This window comes from Saccharopolyspora phatthalungensis, assembly GCF_014203395.1.
GTDB classification, from domain to species: domain Bacteria; phylum Actinomycetota; class Actinomycetes; order Mycobacteriales; family Pseudonocardiaceae; genus Saccharopolyspora; species Saccharopolyspora phatthalungensis.
Genome location: NZ_JACHIW010000001.1, coordinates 102,616 through 121,223, shown reverse-complemented (window position 1 = coordinate 121,223; position 18,608 = coordinate 102,616). Strand labels below are relative to the sequence as shown.

General features: G+C 66.4%; 13 protein-coding genes. 4 read left to right on the top strand and 9 right to left on the bottom strand.

Going from position 1 to position 18,608, the window contains the following annotated elements; all coding sequences use genetic code 11:
- Window positions 1-2: 2 nt before the first annotated feature.
- The 5 genes from BJ970_RS00440 to BJ970_RS00420 all read right to left on the bottom strand — a co-directional run bounded on the left by BJ970_RS00440 (window position 3) and on the right by BJ970_RS00420 (window position 5,465).
- Complete coding sequence (locus BJ970_RS00440) at window positions 3-281, bottom strand: PqqD family protein (RefSeq protein ID WP_184722075.1); 279 nt, start codon at window positions 279-281, stop codon at window positions 3-5.
- On the bottom strand, window positions 269-2,032 hold the full coding sequence (locus tag BJ970_RS00435) for an asparagine synthase-related protein (protein WP_184722072.1): 1,764 nt from the start codon (window positions 2,030-2,032) through the stop codon (window positions 269-271). Before BJ970_RS00435 ends, BJ970_RS00440 begins: the two co-directional genes overlap by 13 nt.
- Window positions 2,029-2,154, bottom strand: coding sequence for a lasso RiPP family leader peptide-containing protein (locus tag BJ970_RS00430; protein ID WP_184722069.1), 126 nt, complete (start codon window positions 2,152-2,154; stop codon window positions 2,029-2,031). Before BJ970_RS00430 ends, BJ970_RS00435 begins: the two co-directional genes overlap by 4 nt.
- A 1,323-nt stretch (window positions 2,155-3,477) precedes the next feature.
- Complete coding sequence (locus tag BJ970_RS00425) at window positions 3,478-4,920, bottom strand: multicopper oxidase family protein (protein ID WP_184722066.1); 1,443 nt, start codon at window positions 4,918-4,920, stop codon at window positions 3,478-3,480.
- 5 nt (window positions 4,921-4,925) lie between these two features.
- Window positions 4,926-5,465 carry a hypothetical protein gene (locus BJ970_RS00420; protein ID WP_184722063.1) on the bottom strand — a complete coding sequence of 180 codons (540 nt, stop codon included), beginning with the start codon at window positions 5,463-5,465 and terminating at the stop codon, window positions 4,926-4,928.
- A gap of 1,217 nt (window positions 5,466-6,682) precedes the next feature.
- Here BJ970_RS00420 and BJ970_RS00415 point away from each other — a divergent pair.
- From BJ970_RS00415 to BJ970_RS00405, 3 genes are all read left to right on the top strand, one after another.
- The gene (locus BJ970_RS00415; RefSeq protein ID WP_184722059.1) at window positions 6,683-7,918 is read left to right on the top strand and encodes a glycosyltransferase; all 1,236 of its coding nucleotides are present in this window, start codon (window positions 6,683-6,685) and stop codon (window positions 7,916-7,918) included.
- A gap of 147 nt (window positions 7,919-8,065) precedes the next feature.
- Window positions 8,066-10,294, top strand: coding sequence for an RNA polymerase recycling motor ATPase HelR (gene helR, locus BJ970_RS00410; RefSeq protein WP_184722056.1), 2,229 nt, complete (start codon window positions 8,066-8,068; stop codon window positions 10,292-10,294).
- Window positions 10,295-10,522: 228 nt separating this feature from the next.
- Window positions 10,523-11,734 (top strand): hypothetical protein, encoded by a 1,212-nt coding sequence (locus tag BJ970_RS00405; protein ID WP_184722053.1) that lies wholly within the window; start codon window positions 10,523-10,525, stop codon window positions 11,732-11,734.
- Between the two features lie 394 nt (window positions 11,735-12,128).
- Here BJ970_RS00405 and BJ970_RS00400 read toward each other — a convergent pair whose 3' ends face one another.
- Window positions 12,129-12,641 carry a MarR family winged helix-turn-helix transcriptional regulator gene (locus tag BJ970_RS00400; RefSeq protein ID WP_312864045.1) on the bottom strand — a complete coding sequence of 171 codons (513 nt, stop codon included), beginning with the start codon at window positions 12,639-12,641 and terminating at the stop codon, window positions 12,129-12,131.
- A gap of 118 nt (window positions 12,642-12,759) precedes the next feature.
- On the bottom strand, window positions 12,760-14,244 hold the full coding sequence (locus tag BJ970_RS00395; RefSeq protein WP_312864044.1) for an SDR family oxidoreductase: 1,485 nt from the start codon (window positions 14,242-14,244) through the stop codon (window positions 12,760-12,762).
- Window positions 14,245-14,526: 282 nt separating this feature from the next.
- Between BJ970_RS00395 and BJ970_RS00390 the strand changes: the two genes are divergently transcribed.
- On the top strand, window positions 14,527-15,888 hold the full coding sequence (locus tag BJ970_RS00390) for a cryptochrome/photolyase family protein (RefSeq protein ID WP_184722047.1): 1,362 nt from the start codon (window positions 14,527-14,529) through the stop codon (window positions 15,886-15,888).
- 221 nt (window positions 15,889-16,109) lie between these two features.
- On the opposite strand, the gene BJ970_RS00385 is transcribed toward BJ970_RS00390, so the two are convergent.
- Together BJ970_RS00385 and BJ970_RS00380 are read right to left on the bottom strand one after the other, a co-directional pair.
- The gene (locus tag BJ970_RS00385; RefSeq protein ID WP_446689076.1) at window positions 16,110-17,810 is read right to left on the bottom strand and encodes a transposase; all 1,701 of its coding nucleotides are present in this window, start codon (window positions 17,808-17,810) and stop codon (window positions 16,110-16,112) included.
- A 78-nt stretch (window positions 17,811-17,888) separates the two neighbouring features.
- Window positions 17,889-18,230 (bottom strand): MmcQ/YjbR family DNA-binding protein, encoded by a 342-nt coding sequence (locus BJ970_RS00380; RefSeq protein WP_184722040.1) that lies wholly within the window; start codon window positions 18,228-18,230, stop codon window positions 17,889-17,891.
- Between the last annotated feature and the right edge of the window lie 378 nt (window positions 18,231-18,608).

Genomic DNA, 18,608 nt, shown 5'->3' with positions numbered 1-18,608 from the left:
GCTCACGAGCGAATCCCCTCCTCGATGATGCGAACAAGCCCGGCGGCGGCCAGAGTTCTGACGAGCCGCTCCAGGTCTGCGCCTATCTTCTCTTGGTCTATGCCGTAGATCTCGGCAACTTCTACTGCGGCCTGGACCGGGTCGCCGTGATCGGCTAAGGCCCGCCACAGTGCTGCGGCACTGGGCGAGCAGCGGTAGCAGCGGCCGGTGCGTTCGGTGATGAGCACCAGGCCCTCGCCATGCTCAACCGAGCTCACCGCCGGTTCGATCACGATCCGCATGCCGAATTCCTTCCGCGCAGCCATATCTCAGCTCCCACCACCGCATCGAGGCGGCCCAGACGCACCGGAAGGCCCTCGGCGGCGCGGGCCAGCGTCGCGCGCACCGCAGCCTCGTCAATCACGCCGAGCTCAGCGAGCCGTCCACCGGTGAACAGCGCACGCAGCCGCAAGGCGTGGCGTCGCAGACCCGCATACGCGCTCGCCGTGTAGTCGCCCTTCGTGCTGCGGTGCAGCGCCACGTCGGGCACCACACCGTCCATGGCGCGCACCAGCAGGGGTTTGAGCTGGTACGGGGTAGTACGGGCAGCCGCCGATGCCCTCCAGCAGGCCCGCACGACCGCATCGTCGAGCCACGGGGACTCCAGTTGTACGCCGTACTCGGCATGCACCTGCGCATACAGCCGCTGCATGCGGCCCGACGCGATCAGTACCAGCCACGCTGCGTCATCTTCCACCGCGGCGTTGTTCAGCGGTGTGATGGGATGCTCGTAGGCATTGGCGTGGGCGCGCAGCAACTGCGCGGCCGTGTCTCGGGCCCACGGACTCAGCCATTCCACGGTCGAGGAGCCGAACCACGACACCCGAGCGGGCAACCCCGCCGCTGGCGAACCACTGTGAACAATCCGATGGGCTTCGTGCCGAAGCGCGTCGGCGTAGCTGGTTCGGCGCAGCCTCCAGGCCGCGCGTACCAGTGCTGCGGGCGAGTGCTGCCGCAGGCGAGCCCAGCCGCGAGCGTGCCGCCACGCCGTCAGACCGGTCAGGCCGCTGAGATAAGACAACGGCGCAGTCAACGCCGCGTCACCGCCCTCACCGGTTAGATGCGGGCCGCCGCCGAACTCGTCGATCTGCTGCGCCCACCAGCGCTCCCGGCCGATGTTCGCGGCAATGCCCGGCTCGTCCAGGCCGCTGGCATCCAGGTCGGCGAACGGTGCAGCCTGCTCGGGGACGGCGAGCTCGTGCAGCCGCACCGACGGAAGGAGTGCGGCGACCGCGCGCGCGGCGACCACGTCCTCCACCCCCGGCACGAGCATCGTCAACGCCTCCACCGAATCGGAGTCAGTCGCAGCCAGCGCAGTGATCGTTGCCGAATCCAGACCACCGCTGAGGTCCGCCGTCAGCCGCCGCGCAGACGCCGCCCGAGTTCCGACCGCGTTGATCAGCGCCTCTCGGAGCTCGTGCCCGGCGACAACCAGGTCGTCCTGTGGTGGCTGCAGGTGTGTTATCTGTCGCCAACTGCAGGTGCCCGAACGGCGTTCAAGGTGCAGCGCCCACCCTGGACGCGCGACCTCGACACCGGCCCACGGGCTGCCTGACCACCACACATCCACTGCCTGTGGTGCCCCCAGCCGCAACGCCCACCATTGCGGGTCAAACCCAGCGCCCACGCGCCCGGCCACCGCACTGACCTGGTCGCCGACCACTAGCCGCGGATGACGAGCCACCGCCACCAGGCGCTGCCCAGCCAGATCCCCAGCGACGAGGACGTCGTGCTCACGGACTGCGATCACCGTGGCACTACCACCCAGCCAGCCCAACGCCGTGTCCTCCCCGGCTGCTAGCCGCTTCGCCACCGCCTTGATGTCCATCACGGCATGGCCGTCCACCAGTAGCCGGCAGCCCGGCACCCGCGCACGTGACACGGGCTGGGTATGCCAGACCCGCAGCCATCCTGCGGCCCAGCACACCCAGCCCGTTCCTGGCGGGGCCGTGTCCTGCCCACCGTCCAGCAGCCACACGGCGTCTCCGTTCACCAGTAGTACTGGCCTTTGTCGGCGGTGTCGTGCTCTCCGTTGCCAAGCATCAGGTCGACGACACCGCCAAGCTCTTCCAGCTGCGGCGGCTCGTACACCACAGTCTCGGTGTCAGTGTCCACATTCGACTCCTTTCTCTCGACTTGTCTCTACCGCCGGAAAGTCCTATGCGTGTGATGTCCTTCCACGCCGCCCAGTACCGCATCGGCGCCCCGCCACCGCGCTTCATTTGGATCGCCGAAGCCAGGTGCGACCATCGGATACATCGCAGCGCCCTTTCCGGATACGTTTCCTTACGGTTGGGTGCTCAAATACCCTGGCCTGCGGCGGTGCCCGTTGACGGCAGGAGATCGTGACGCGACTGTGCCGTTTTTCGACGACGAGTTCTGTGGGCAGCTGCTCGTCAGCAGTGTTCTTGGGCCAAACTGCAAACTCGGGGCCTACGCCTTGGCACTGCTCGCGGTTCCAGACCCGCAAGCAGCACACGTCCGCGGAGCGGCTTACAAGGCGGCCCCCGTCGCGGTCAACGCCCAACGAGTGGGCCAGGACCCGCCAAATCTTGCTGATCATTTCCTCGCCCAACGACCCAGCCTGCGGGGTAGCGATAGTAGCTCTCACCTTCACGTCACGGAGTGTATTGACATCAGTACCCTTTGTATAAGGGCATCGATTCCTCCCTCTGGCTGATTTCTTCACTGGTCAGGCAGAGTGCTCAAATGCACCTGGGGACGTACGTCGCGTGTCCGGCGGCTGCAGTACTGCCATGACTTCCTGACTGCGGTGACGGTGTCGGCGTTCGGGTCGCTGGTCGGGACCCTAATCCCGACCTGTTGACTTGCTGAGTGTCGAAGCGAACTGTCGGAGCGCGTTTTGTATCTCGACGGTCGCAACTCGGAGGACACGGGGTAGGTCACCAATGGGGCGGTCGGCGAGTGACCGGCAGCCCACGACGCAGAAGTCGCCGTACTGCCACGACCGCATCATCTACTGCTGGGCTGGATGTGTGGGAGACCCGAGGCTTACTCGGGGTCGACCATTTCTGGCACCTGAGCCGCGCCCGTGTCTTGCTGCTTGCCCCCGCCGATCGCGTGCTGCTCATTCACGCACTCGACCCCACCGAGCCCCCCACCAGTGGTGGGAACTGGCTGGCAGCGCCCCGGATGAGGGTGCGGACCTCCGCGAGTGCCCCTCGTGAATGGGCCAGTTGGGCCACATGCCCTGACGCTCATCGACTATTGGTCGACGGTCGCATGTGGACGTTGCCCCGTCGAGGTGGTGGCGGCCGCTCAGCGGAATGGTTGATCGGGCGCACCGCTGAGACGGTGCGCCCGATCGAGGAAGTCGCCGACTCCGCAGTCACTCAGCAGGAGCCGTGCGGCGAGGGGCGGGCTGGCCCGCGAGGAAACACTTCCGTTGCTCTCGGAGAATGTTGTGATCCCGTCGGCTCAGGCCACGACCTCGAACTGGCCCATCATGGAGTGCGACGAGTGGTCGATGAAGTGGCAGTGGAACGGGTACCGGCCGATGTAGGAGTTGAACGTCACCAGGATCCGGACGAAGTCGCCGGGGTGCAGGCGGACGGTGTCCTTCGGGTATGCATCGTAGGCTGGCTCCGGATTTCCGTTGCGGTCCAGGACCCGGAACTGCACCAGGTGCAGGTGCATCGCGTGCGGGATCTGCAGGGCGGTGTCGCCGTTGACGATCTCCCAGATCTCGGTGGTGCCGTGCTTGATCGTTGCGTCTACCCGGTTCGGGTCGAACGGCTTGCCGTTGATGAGGAACTCAAGGGTGTTCGGATCGGCCTGCATGAGGAACCGGCGCGTGTTCGTGGCGTGACCCAGTGGCACCTCGTCGACCAGCCGGTCCGGGAGGGTGTTGCTGTGTGGGCCATCGAATTGCGCGGCGTTGTGTCCCACCTGGAACTGCATGATCGAGCGCTTGGACTCGACGTTCGTGAACGAGAACGTGTCTTCCAGCACGACGTTGGTGCCCGGCGCGACCGAGCGGAAGTCCACTAACACCTCGGCGCGCTCCGACGGCCACAGATCGATCTCCTGGCGCACCGCGGGAATGCTCAGGAATCCGCCGTCCGAGGCGATCTGCAGGAACTGCATTCCGTTGCTCAACCGGAACGTGAAGGGCTGTATGTTGGCTGCGTTGATCAGCCGCAGGCGATACACTCGCCGCTGGACCTTGAGGTATGGCTGTGGTAGGCCGTTGACCAGAATCGTCGGTCTGTTCTGGAAGTCATCGGGGACGAAGACGAACTGGCCGTCCTTGTCGAATTTCGCGTCCCGGATGAGCAGCGGCACGTCGAACTTGCCCTGTGGCAGCGGCAGGGCCTGGTCAATCGGGTCGGACAGCAGGTACGCGCCGGCCAGCCCGCGGTAGACGTGCTCGGCCTCCATGTGGTGGGCGTGGTCGTGGTACCAGAGCGTGGCGGCGGGCTGGTTGTTCGGGTAGTGGTACACCCTCGACTGGCCGGGTTCGATCAAGTCGAGCGGGTACCCGTCGCTGGAGGCGGGCACATTCGCGCCGTGCAGGTGCACGGTCGCGGGCGTGGACATGCCGTTGGTTTGCGTGACGACCGTGTTGCGGCCGCGCCGGGCTCGGATGGTCGGCCCCGGGAAGCTCCCGTTGTAGGTGAGGGTTTTGGTGCGGACGCCAGGTAAGATTTTCTGTTCGGTTTCCCGGATCTGGATGTTGTAGTAGTCCGTGTCCGGTGTGGAGCGCGTGGGCGCCAGCACGGGCGGAATCCGCAGCGGGACCGAGAAGGGCGCGGGCACCGGCGGATCGTCAGAGAGCGCGGCCGCCAGTCGCCCGCCGGGTAATGCCATTGCCACAGCGGCGACAGAACCGAGTTTGATCGCGTCTCTGCGGTTCAACAAGTGGATCACCTTCCGGGGTTAGGGACCCGCAGGCGCAGGTCGACAAGGATCGTGACGATGAGGCTTAGCGCGAAGGAGTACTGCAGCACCGTGACCGCCGCGGCCAGCGTGTTGCTGAACGAGATCGCGTTGCCCACGGAAAGAGCCGCGACCGGCACGGTGGCCAACCCGGCCAGCAGCGCGGAGATCGCCGCGAAGGCCAGCGGGGTACCGATCCGGCCGGCCCGCGTCTGCCGGTGTGCGATCGCGCCGGAGATCAGCAATCCGCCGAACGTCAGGTGCGCGGCAAGCAGGGTGATCCCGAAATAGTTCGCGGCCCCCTCCCGGAGGATGGGCGGAGGCGGGCTGGCACCACCCGATCCGTCGTGGTGCCCGGCACCGATCGGTTGCAGCAGCAGGGATCCCACCCCGGCATCCAAATCGGCCGCGCGGCCCCGGATTGCCCAGGCCATAACCGCCCCGAGGGCGACGGCGAGCAGGACGAGCGGCAGTATCCGCCACGGCTGGGACGACTGCGGTGCCGACCAGGTCATCACGATCGCCACCAGAAGTTCCACACGACAGGGAGCATGTCTTTCATGGCAGTCACCTGAGCTCTTCACATAGCCACGGAGAAACCCGGCGGGTTATCCGTAGGAACACGAGACGTTTCTCCTCGCGCGTTGGAACAAATAGCAATAGCGCCTGCGATACTCGCCGAAAGGCGAGCCCGCTAAGCCCCTGGCGGTCAGGCCTTCCCGAACCGGAAGATGGCAGTGAATTGTGTGAGCTTCGGCGTGTGATCACTCGGAGTGAAGGTGAGAAGGAGCTCGTCGGTTTCTTCGTCCTGCAGAGAATTATCGCCGAAGATTCTTTTGTCCCATGCCGTAACCCGCCATGCCGATGCGATGGCGCGTCGGCGATCGGTGGCAGGACCGATTTACCGCACCGGCGTTGGTGGCGATACCGACATGGCCGGCCGCGCGTTCAAGGTCACCAAGGGCAGCGAAGAAGCGAGGAAGGTTCCATCCGGAAGGAACAGGGCAAGAAGTCATGGGTGTGCTCCCTTGCGTCGGCACGATTGTGCTCATGACGGTGCCGGTGCCGACCACGCCCGAAGACCCCCGAGCGCCTGGTCCTCACTGAACGCTTGCCGATGAGCAGGTACGGATCGATCGACAGTAACCCTGATTGCGGTGAGCAGCCTATGCGTTCGATACGGGGATTGGCGTAAGAGCAGGGACAAAAGGGCATGAAGACGGGATTTAAAAGGCAAGGTGGACATCCGTCGGTCCGGGCGTCACTGCCGCTTCAGAAGGCATCGGAGCAGGTGGTAGCCGAGCCATCGATTCAGGGTCACGGAGTGGACACTGAGAGTCGCCGAAATCGGTACGAGCCGGAAGGGCCGATGACCGAGCAGACACCCGAGCGGCGGATTGGCTTTGCGAAGACGAGCGCGAGCGGATCCGCGCCGCGATGGACTGCATCCTCGACCGGGTGCATCCACGGAAGACCCTCCTGGGCCGACGTATCGCCGTACGCGGCGCGCCGCTGGTTCGCGAGGAGGTTGTCCATCCACAGTGTGCGATAACAGCGTGTGCGATAACGGAGTGGACGATAACGCGAAAAGAGAGTACCTACTCCCTCCCACTCTCAACATATAGCGCACTGGGGGGCTTGCGGCAAGACCCGGGTAGTGCCGCAGAATCGCTGACCGAAGCCGGGACTTGGGGAAACGCAGAACTTGGGGAAACGCCAGAACTTGGGGGAAAGGGAGCGCGAAGTGCGTGTGTTGTTGTCGACGTATGGGTCGCGCGGGGACGTCGAACCGTTGGCGGGACTCGCTGTGCGGTTGCGGGAACTCGGCGCGGAGGTGCGGGTGTGCGCGCCGCCGGACGAGGACTTCGCGCAGCGGCTGGCCGGTGTCGGCGTGCCGCTGGTGCCGGTCGGCCAGTCGGCGCGCGCGCTGACGACTGCGGCGCCGCCGCCGTCGTCCCTGCCCCGGCGCGCGGCTGAGTTGATCGCCAGCCAGTTTGACGCGGTCACCGCCGCGGCCGAGGGATGTGACGCGCTGGTGGCGACCGGCGTGATGCCTGCCGCGGCCGGGGCGCGGTCGGTGGCCGAGAAACTGGGCATCCGCTCCGTGTCCGTGACCTTCCAGCAGCTCACCCTGCCGTCGCCGCACCACCCACCGCTGGCGTATCCCGGCCGGCCGTTCCCGCCGGAGGTGACCGACAACCGGGTGCTGTGGGACCTGGACGCCCAGAGCATCAATGCGCTGTTCGGTGCGGCGCTCAACACGAACCGGGCTTCGATCGGCCTGCCACCGGTGGACAACGTTCGCGACTACGTCATCGGCGACCAGCCGTGGCTGGCGACGGACCCGATCCTGGACCCGTGGCAGGAGACGCCGAACCTCGACGTCGTGCAGACAGGCGCGTGGATCCTGCCCGACGTTCGCCCACTCCCGGCCGAGTTGGTGGCATTCCTGGACGCTGGTACACCACCGGTGTACGTGGGCTTCGGCAGCATGCCCATGCACGCATCGACGGACGTCGCCCGGGTGGCCATCGAGGCGATCCGAGCGCAGGGCCGTCGCGCACTCGTCGGGCTCGGCTGGGCCGACCTGGCCCCGATCGACGACCGGGACGACTGTTTCGTCGTCGGCGAGGTCAACCAGCAGGCACTGTTCGGCCGGGTGGCCGCCGTCGTGCACCACGGCGGCGCGGGCACGACGACGACGGCCACCCGGGCCGGCGCGCCTCAGGTCGTCATACCCCAGGGGACGGACCAGCCGTACTGGGCCGGCCGGGTGGCCGACCTGAGCATCGGCGCGGCACATGACGGTCCGGCTCCGACCTTCGAGTCCCTGTCGGCCGCGCTCAGGACGGCCCTGACTCCCGAGACCCGGGCACGAGCAACCGCCGTGGCCGGCACGATCCGCACCGACGGAGCGACGGTGGCCGCGACGCTGCTGCTCGACGCGGTAAGCCGAGAAAGGCCGCCAGTGTCCGCGTGAACCGCGCAGGGATCGTCGAGCCCGCAATAGGAGAGAGTCCCTCGTGGTCCAGGCGACCTTGACCAAACGATGGCCTCGTCAGATCCAACGGCCGCACGAACATTTCGGCGCCGAACCGAACATCAATTTCGCCGCTGTGAGGGGCATGTGTCAAATCTGGGATACGAAGACGAATTGCGGTCCGAACGGAGCTACGTGGCCGGGCTCTACGCGCGGCTCGACGCCGAACGCGCGCGAGTGAAGGGTGAGTACAACGCGGCGTTGCGGGGAAATGGCGGGACACCCGTGGAACGGGATGTCGAGGTGCGCGCGCTGGCCAAAGCGGCGAAGCGGCTGGATGTGGCGGACAACGGGCTGTGTTTCGGTCGGCTGGACGCCATTTCGGGCGAACATTCCTACATTGGCCGGATCGGCCTTTTCGACGAGGAGAACGAGTACGAACCGGTGTTGCTCGATTGGCGGGCGCCGGCGTCACGCGCGTTCTACGTCGCCACCGCCGCGACCCCGGAGAACATGCGTCGGCGCCGCCAGTTTCACACCCGCGGGCGTCAAGTGGTCGATTTCACCGACGAGGTGCTCGGCCGCCCCGGCGGTGGCGAGCGAGGGGACGCGGCCCTGCTCGCGGCGGTCAACGCGCCGCGCGGTGACGGGATGCGCGACATCGTGGCGACGATCCAGGCCGAGCAGGACAAGATCATCCGGCTCGATCACCCGGGGGTGCTGGTGATCGAGGGTGGCCCGGGAACCGGGAAGACCGTGGTGGCGCTGCACCGCGTCGCGTACCTGCTCTACACCCAGCGGGAGCGGATGGAACGCCACGGTGTGCTGGTGGTCGGGCCCAACTCGGCGTTCCTGAACCACATCGGCCGCGTTCTGCCGTCGCTGGGCGAGTCCGACGTGGTGTTCATGACCACCGGCGACCTCGTGCCCGGTCTGCGCGTCGCCGCCGAGGACACCCCGGAAGCCGCGCGGCTCAAGGGCTCGCTGAAGATCCTGGACGTGCTCGCGGCGGCGGTCGCCGATCGGCAGCGGCTGCCGGAGCATCCGCTGCCGATCGAACTGGCGGACGTCACGGTGCGGATCGACGCCGAGACCGCGGAGTGGGCCAGGGAAGAGGCGCGCGCGAGCGGGCTGCCACACAACGAGGCCCGCGCGGTCTTCACCGAGATTGTCACGTATGTGCTTACCGAACGGGCGATAGCCCGGATCGGCCGGGGCTGGCTGACCCGGGCGGACCGCGAAGCATGGGAGCAGTTGCGGGCCGACCTGCTCAAGGAGCTCGCGCAAAACGACAAGTTCTCCGCCGCGCTCGACGAACTCTGGCCGGTACTGACGCCGGAAACACTGTTGGCGCCGCTGTACATGTCTCCCGAACGGCTGCGAGCGGCAGGCGCCGACCTGGCGTTGTTGCGCGCCGATGGCGACGCCTGGACGGTGTCGGACGTGCCGCTGCTCGACGAACTGGTCGATCTGCTGGGCCGCGACAAGTCGGCCGACCAGGCCGCCGAGCAGGAACGGCAGGCGGAGGCCGAGTACGCCGCCGGCGTGCTGGACATCCTCCAGATGGACCGCAAGGACCTGATGGACGACGAGGACCACCTGCTCGCCCAGGACCTGCTTTACGCCGAGGACCTGGCGGATCGCTTCCTTGAGCGCGACACCCGTGAACTCGTCGAACGCGCCGCCGCGGACCGGGACTGGACCTACCGGCATGTCGTGGTCGACGAGGCCCAAGAACTGTCCGAAATGGACTGGCGGGTGCTGATGCGCCGCTGCCCGAGCCGATCCTTCACGGTGGTCGGCGATCTCGCCCAACGCCGGTCGGTTGCCGGAGCGACATCGTGGGACACGATGCTGGAGCCCTATGTGCCCGGCCGTTGGGTTTACCGGTCGCTGTCGGTGAACTACCGCACCCCGGCGGAGATCATGACCGTCGCCGCCGCGCTGCTCGCCGAGTTCGCACCCGCGCTCAAGCCACCGGAGTCGGTCCGCGCGTGCGGAGTCCAGCCGTGGTCCAGGCGGGTCACCGGGGACGAACTGCCCGCTGCCATCGAGGAATTCGTACGAGACGAAGCCGGTCGCGAAGGCACCAGCGTCGTGATCGGGCCACCGGGTGTGCCGGGCACCGTGCCAGCGTCGGAGACGAAAGGCCTGGAGTTCGACGCCGTCCTGGTCGTGGAACCAGAACGGATCCTCGCCGACGGCCCGCGCGGCGCGGCCGAGCTCTACGTCGCCCTCACCCGCGCCACCCAACGCCTCGGCGTCCTGCACCGGGACCCATTGCCGCGGGCCCTGACCGGACTCGTCGAAATGGGTCCGAATCGTTACCCAATGTCATCGGTGGATCGAGGTTTGGTCTTGGGCTGGCGTGACTAAAGTCCCATGTCGCCCGCATTAATCAAATGCGCCACCCGGTGGCCAGGTTAAATAATCACGATTTATTGTGTACTCTCGGAAGGTCGCATCACTTGTTCGAACGTCGGCGGATTGATATCGGTTTACGATTACTCGGGGTGCATAATTCCGTCCGGCCGATCAAGAATGTCCTTCGATTGAGTTAGTTGCAAAGGCTCGGCGAGCGATCATTGTCTGGCGCCGCGACGATTGGGTGCGAGCGATATTGCTCCGCAGTCGTTCACGTCATTCATCATCATCAAGACATTAGGGGAAAAAATGTCAAACCACACCAGAACCTACCCGTTGTCCACCAAGGGTCAGGGCGAGTCCGTTACGACCAGCGACTGGAATGAAGCTGTCGCCGAGATTAACAATCTCAGGGGCGAGGTCGATCGACTCAGTCGAGGTGCGGAGGATGATCTTGAGGCGAGGGTAAGGGCCCTCGAAGCTAAATTCCCGCTCAAGGCGGCTAGCCTCGACATTGACTCGGTGACAACCGAGAAGATTGCGGAAAACGCTGTCACTTCCAAGGAGATCAAGGATGGTTCGGTGACGACCGCCAAGATTGTCAATGATGCGGTCACTAACGACAAGATCGGGGAGAAGGCCGTCAACACCAAGGAGATCTATGATGGTGCGGTGACCAACCTCAAGCTTGCGGACAACGCTGTCTCCACCTCGAAGATCGTGAAGGGTGCGGTGACGGAGGCCGAGCTTGCGGACTACTCTGTCCTTACCTCGAAGATCGCGGGTCAGGCGGTGACGAAGGACGAGCTTGCGAACTATTCTGTCACCAACTCGAAGATCGCGGAGAAGGCGGTGGACGAGGCCCAACTTGCGGACGACTCTGTCTCCACCCCCAAGATCGTGAATGATGCGGTGACGGAGGCCAAGCTTGCGGACAACTCTGTCTCCACCCCGCACATCATGAAGGATGCGGTGACGAAGGACCAGCTTGCGGACAACTCTGTCTCCACCTCGAAGATCGCGGAGAAGGCGGTGACGGAGGCCGTGCTTGCGGACAACTCTGTCTCCACGTCGAAGATCGTGAATGATGCGGTGACGGGCGCCAAGCTCGCGGACAACTCTGTCTCCACCTTGAAGATTGCGGATGGTGCGGTGACGGAGATCAAGCTTGCGGACGGCGCTGTCGCGGGTCAAAAGATTGCCGTCGGCGGGGTTCAAAGCATGCATATCGCTAATAGCGCGGTGACCGCTGAAAAGATCAACAACGGCGCTGTCGGGAGCGACAAGCTCGCCATCAATTCGGTGACGACCGAGAAGCTGGCCGACAAGGCCGTGGATGAGAGTAAGATCGCCGACGGTGCCGTATCGGAGAAGCAACTCAAGAACGACGCGGTCACGACCGCTAAGATCAAAGACAGAAGCGTCACACCAGCCAAGACCACCTGGACATAATTCCGGGCGAGCGAAGCCGGCCTGCGCCCTAGCGGCGAATAGCGCGTAGCCAACAGCGGGACGGCTGCTCGATCCGACTATGTCGGGTACCGCCGTTCCGTACGAAATTCCAATTGCTCGGGTATGTGATCAGTACCTAGTTGCGGCAAATTCGTCAGTCGCACACTGTGGTCCTGAGCCGGACAGTGCTAACCGGAGCGACCACCGCGTAATCGACTTCAATCAAGGTGTGTGATCTTGAAGCAGGCGCGGTGGTCGCCTCAGGATTTCGTCGCGGGTTGGGTTAGGACAAGGAAAGCGAGACATGGTGAGCATGCCGGGCCATGCCACTCGGTCGGCCGAGCGCCGGTCGAGCAGCGTGCCGGCCGCATGGAGCGTGGCGCGGTGGCGATGATCAGGCGGGTTCTTCGTCCGGTAGGCCGAGCTCCGTCGCGGCCGCGTAGAAGGCGCCCAGACCGGTGAGCAGCGCACCGCGGCTTCGTGGGCTCATGGCGCCCAGCACTTCCTTGATGTCGGCCTGGCGTTCCCGCCGGAACTGGCGGAGGAGTCGGCGGCCGTCCTTGGAAAGCCGGAGCATGACCTCGCGTCGGTCGCTGGCGCTGGCGGCGCGGACGAGCAGGCCGGCGGCTTGGAGCCGGTCGCACAGCCGGCTCGTCACGGACGGGATCGAGCCCAACTCGTCGGCGAGGCTCGTGAGGGTGATGGCGTCATGCCGGTCCACCACGACCAAGGCTCGGAGCTGCGACGCCGAAACCTTCGGCTTGATGCGCTCGGTGCTGCGTCCCCACACGACCAGCAGCGCCCCGATGCCCGCCTCCAGGTCGTCAAGGACCTCGGGGGAAAGCGGATCAGCTTGGCGCACCAGCGCAGCCCTCCTATCCGGGTGCGTCCACTCGCGCGCGGACACCCTGAAGCATTCTGTCACGTCAAGTCCCAAAGTCCTCGCCATCGACGCGGGTTCGCCGCGGATTTGGCGGGTCCGCGCGGGAAAGCGTCAAGCAGATCGAACTGGACGCTGAAACGGGTTATGCGGGTCCTTGGTTTCGTTGTGCCGCTTTTTTCTCGGCGGTAGTGAGGATGTTGCGTGCCATGCCACCGAAGACCAGGCCGTGGAACGGTGCGACCGCCCACCAGTAGGCGTGCCCGGCGAGCCCGTGCGGGGTGAAGATCGCGCATTGCCGGTAGCGGGTCCCGTGTGGATCCCCGGGCCGCACCGACATCTCCAGCCACGCCCGTCCCGGCACCTTCATTTCGGCGCGCAACCGGAGAAAACGGCCTTCGTCGAGCCGCTCGACGCGCCACCAGTCCAGTGCGTCCCCGGTCCGCAGCCGGCGCGGGTCGCGCCGTCCGCGACGCAGCCCGACACCGCCGGCCAACCGGTCGACCCATCCCCGCACGGCCCACGCCAGCGGGAACGAATACCAGCCGTGGCGGCCCCCGATCCCCTCGATCACCGGCCACACGTCCGCCACCGGAGAGTCCGTCCAGTGCTCGCGCACGTCCCGATACGCGGTCCCGCCGGACCACTGCGGGTCCGACGGCAACGGATCGGCCGGAGCATCGCCCGGGGACGCGTCCGACCACCTCGTCGCCACCTCGCCCTGCCGGATCTTGTGCAGGGCGAGGTCCACCGACCGCCGGTAGCCGGTCAGCCCGCCCTCGGGCCTGGCGAGGTAGTCGTCGATGTCGCGCTCCGAGCACACCGCCTCGTTGATCAACGACTCGATCAACGGTGCGCCGATGCTGAAGGGCACCGGCGTGACGATGTTGATCCAATGTGAGCTGAGCTTTGGTGAGAGGGCCCGAACGGGGAGCATCCGCCGCCTCGGCAAAGCGGCCACGGCCGCGTACCCGTTCATCATCTCCGCGTAGGTCAGCACGTCGGGACCGCCGATGTCGAAGCTCCGGTTGACCTCGGCGGGCAGCTGCGGCGCTGCTGCCAGGTAGTGCAGCACGTCCCGCACCGCTATCGGTTGGACGCGGTTGCGCACCCAGCGGGGCGTGACCATCACCGGCAGCCGTTCGGTCAGATAGCGCAACATCTCGAAGCTGGCCGACCCCGAGCCGATGATCACGGCCGCCTGCAGGACCGCGGTGGGCACGCCGCTGCGCAGCAGGATCTCGCCGACCTCGGCGCGCGAGCGGAGGTGCTCGGAGAGCCTTCCGGAAGCGGGATGCACGCCGCCCAGGTACACGATGCGCGCCACGCCCGCCTCCCGGGCGGCTTGCCCGCTGATCAGCGCGGACCGCCGGTCGCGTGCGGCGAAATCCCGGCTCGTCAACGAATGCGCCAGGTAGTAGAAGACGTCGACGCCCGTGCAGGCGGCGCGGACCGATTCGGCGTCCAGGAGGTCGGCGCGAAACACTTCGACCTGGTCTCGCCACGGCACGTCGCGCAGTTTCTCCGGGTTGCGGACCAGGCAGCGCACCTGATGCCCTTCGGTGAGCAGGCGAGGCACCAGCCGCCCGCCGATGTAGCCGGTCGCGCCGGTCACCAAGCACAACGACACGCCACAACCATAGGGGCGGGGCACTCACTCCTCAAACGCGCGGATCGCCAACGGGATCAGTCGAACACAGGTTTCGCACCGACGTCGGCCGATTTTGCCTGAAGTCGGGATCTTCGTACAGACCGTCCACATAGGACCGAACAGGCACACGGGAGCACGAACCGCGCCCGAGTGCAACACTGGGACCGCGCTCGGCGCGGTGACCCGGCCCAGGACGTTCAACCGGGTTGCGATGAACCGGTGCTCAACCTGTGCAAACAGTCACGATGTCGAGGAAGTCCAGTGCGCACAGCGATCTCGTTGTTCACCCGCGATCTCCGGGTGCATGACAGCCCCGTCCTGCGGCAGGCCGCCGAGGCCGACCGCGTGGTCCCGCTGTTCGTCTTCGACGAGCAGGTGCTTTCGAGCAGGTTTAACCGGCCCAACCGGATGGCCTTCCTGCTGGACTGCCTGCGCGACCTCGACCGGTCGTTGCGCGACCTCGGCGGCAAGCTGGTCATCCGACGGGGCGACCCCGTCGCCGAGGTGGCCGAGCTCGTCGATTCCCAGCACGCGACCGAGGTCCACATCGCCCGCGATGTGAGCACCCGTGCGCTCACCAGGGAGCAAGAACTGCACCACGCCTTGACGGAGCGGGACTGCTCCCTGCACGTGCACGACGCGGTGATCACTGCGCAGCCACCGGGGCGGGTCGTTCCGGTGGGCAACGACCACTTCGCGGTGTTCACCCCCTTCTTCCGCAGGTGGGCCGAGTTCCCGCTGCGGCCGGTCTTGGCGCCCCCGCGCGCGATCCGGTTGCCCAGCGGCATCCGCACCAGCCGGCTCCCCGCGCGATCGAAGCTCTGCGCCGGCGACGTGTCGCCCCGGCTGCCCTCGGGCGGCGAGCGCAGCGCCCGGGACCGGGTGCGGCAGTGGTTCGACGCCGGGATCGGCGAGTACTCCGAAGGCCACGACGACCTGGCCGGCGACGCGACCTCGCGGTTATCGCCGTACCTGCACTTCGGCTGCATCTCGCCGGTGGAGCTGATCGAACAATGCGGGCCGAGCGAAGCGGAACGGGACTTCGTCCGCCAACTCGCCTGGCGGGAGTTCCACCACCAGGTGCTGGCCGCCCGGCCAGCCTGTAGCCACCGCGACTACCGCCCCAGGCAGGACCGGTGGCGGCACGACCCGCAAGCCCTGCAGGCGTGGCGGGACGGCCGGACCGGCATCCCGATCGTCGACGCCGGCATGCGTCAACTGGCGTGGGAAGGCTGGATGCACAACCGCGCCAGGCTGATCACCGCCAGCTTCCTGACCAAGACGCTCCACCTCGACTGGCGGCTCGGCGCGCAGCACTTCCTGGACCTGCTGGTCGACGGCGACATCGCGAACAACAACATGAACTGGCAATGGGTGGCCGGCACCGGCACCGACACCCGGCCGAACCGGGTGCTCAATCCGATGCGCCAAGCGGCCCGGTACGACCCGAACGGCGACTACGTGCGCAAGTACGTTCCCGAGCTGTCCGGCCTGCCGGTGCGGGCGCTGCACGAGCCGCACCGGATCAGCGCCGACGAACTCGCCGACCGGGGCTATCCGGCACCGATCGTCGATGTCGACGAGGCAAACGCCCGTTTCCGCCAGTCGCGCGGCAAGCTCTAGCGCCGGCCGTGATCGAGGCGCGACGCAAACCACTTCGAATCCCGCTCTAGGTGGCTGGTGTCGAACGGGGTTTTGAGGTGTTTGCTCTGGTCTTAGCGTGGCGGGCGGTGGGTGTGATTGCCGATCGTTTTCGAGTGTGGTCGGTGGGTTTGTGTGTCGCGTGTGCCGGTTATCGGTGGGGAGGACGTGTGGTGTTGGTGATGGGCTGGGCGTTGGTCTGGTCAGGCGGTCGTCACGGCCCATCCGCCTGCCTTGCGGGTTATCCCGAGCACGCCCAGTCGAGCGAGGTTGACCGCGGCGGCCAGCAGCGAGAAATCAGCGGCCACTTTCCGCAGTCCTCGGACACGGGCCCGTCGTCCGCCGTGGCGGTGGCGCATCAGGTGGCCGATCTTGCGTTCGACTTTGGGCCTGGTGGCGCGGTAGTCAGCCTTCCAGGCGGGGTCGGTCTGGCGGGCACGACCGGCGGCCAGTGCGGCTTCGTGGGGGCTGATGGTGATGGTGCGGCCGGTCTTGGCGGTGGTGCACTGTGCGGCCAGCGGGCAGGTGGCGCACACGACGCCGAAGTTGGCCGCCCCAGCGTGACGCTCACGGGCGCGAATGGGTGCGGTATGCCCGGCCGGGCAGGTCACGGTCTGCTGCTCAAGGTCGATATCGAAACGGTCCTTGGGAAAATGGCCTTTCACCGCAGCCGGCGGTTGCACCTTGAGCCCATTGTGGATCCCATTCTCGTCCAGCCTTTCCAGCAATTCCCCCGCCCCATAGGCCGCATCCCCATATACCGCGGCCTGACCCTCATCCCCGGCTTCGGCTTCGGCTTCGGCTTCGGCTTCGGCTTCGGCTTCGGCTTCGGCTTCGGCTTCGGCTTCGGCTTCGGCTTCGGCTTCGGCTTCGGCTTCGGCTTCGGCTTCGGCTTCGGCTTCGGCTTCGGCTTCGGAGGGCAGGATGTCGGACAGGAGGGTCTCGGCGGTCTCGGCGTCGCCGCTGTTGCCGGGGGTGACTTCGGTGGCGGTGACGATCTCACTGTCGGGGTCGATGGCGAGATGTCCTTTGTAGCCGTCGAAACCGCGGGCCTGCGTTTTGTGGCCATGGCGGGTTTCGGGATCGACGGTGGAGATGACCCGGTCCGGGGCGACCCGGCGGGCGATCCGGAACACCCCGTCGCTGTCTTCGGTCAGGTCCTGGCCCAGCACCGTGGCCAGCAGGCGCGCGGCCTCATCCACGCACTTGGTCCACTTCTGGCCTTCCATCAGGGTCAGCATCGCGAACCCGTCCCGGGCCCGGGAGTCGATCAACGCCTCCCGGGCGGCCTGGTCGTCCCAGTCGATCAGGGGTTTGCCCGCTCCGGCGTAGTCATCTCCGGAGGTGAGCACCGCCCGCAACCGGGCGGCCAGTCCGGCCTCAGCGGTGGCCAGCAGACCACGGATCGCCGAGCGGATCAGGGTGATGGTGTCCATCGTCGCGACCGCGTCATACAACGGGGTCGAGTCCAGCACCCTCCTGCACCCGACCAGACCCGCCTGACGCGCGACATCCAGCACCGTCTCGAAGATCCGGTCCGGCCGAGCCGAGCGGGCCAACCGGGCCCGCATGTCCACCAGCACGGTGTGCACGAACCCCGGATAGTCGAAATCCAGGCCACCGGCGGCGTACTTCCAGCGCGTGTCAAATGCGAACCGCTCCACCGCCTCCCGATCCGACAGGCCCTCGACACGCTGCAACACCATCACCACCGCCACGATCATCGGCGGCACCGACCGGCGACCCACATCGGTGAACAGATCCGCGAACATCTCATCCGGGAACAGACTGAAGCACTCCCGATGCAACACCCCATAAATCGAACCCGCCGCGACCCGGCCCTCACAGTAATCCACCGTCGATCGCAGCAGATCACCCTGCCGCGGCGCGCGTCCCAACGTCACCCCCGACATCCTGCCAAACGATCACCCCGACGGAACACCGACACACCCCGATCCTTAGCAACCCAAAACACCAGCCACCTAGGGGGTCGGGTATTCCTCGACGAGGGCTTCGGGGGCGGACAAGCGCCACGCTTCGTAAACCAGCTCGGTGAGCTCGTCGGCGTCGATCTTTGGCAGGTGCACGACGACCCAGCCGAAGCCGCCGGCCGTGAACTGCACCTCGAACACGTCCGGTCGCTCGGAGACCAGGGCGATCTGCTCGGACAGCGTCTGCTTCAGCCCGACTGTCTTGGTCCGCGGCCAGTAGTAGCCGAACCGCTTGCCGCGCACGCTGAAGGACGTGTAGTCCCTCGCCTCGGCACACTCGACCTCGGCGAGCTTGTCCACCATCCGCAAGAACCGACTGCTGGCCACACCCATGACGGTCATTCTCGCGCACGCCTCCGACATCCCGTGCCGACCAGAGCCCTTGGCGCACCCGGCGCACCAGCAGTCGCTTGCACGACACAAGTTTGACCCGGCGGGGTAAAACGTATCAACCACCGGACCGGCACAGTAGAAAAATAATTCCCTTGCGCTCGCCGGAGTTGGTGAATCGTTTTACCGGGCAAGGTAGGTCGCCGCGAGCCGTTGTGCGGTGAAAACGCCGAGGTCGCTATCGGTGCGTCCGGCCCGAGACGCCTCCACGGCCGGTCCGGTGACGGCATCGGCCTCGATGGCTTATGGCGGACGTGATTGCGCGCGCGGCCGTTTTGAATCGTTTCATTAATGGTAGGCTCTCGAAGAGTCGCGGGGCAG

What these genes read in the sequence shown, in the direction of transcription:
- BJ970_RS00440 (WP_184722075.1), bottom strand. Translation starts at nt 281, where the DNA reads ATGCGGATCGTGATCGAACCGGCGGTGAGCTCGGTTGAGCATGGCGAG.
- BJ970_RS00380 (WP_184722040.1), bottom strand. Translation starts at nt 18,230, where the DNA reads ATGGGTGTGGCCAGCAGTCGGTTCTTGCGGATGGTGGACAAGCTCGCC.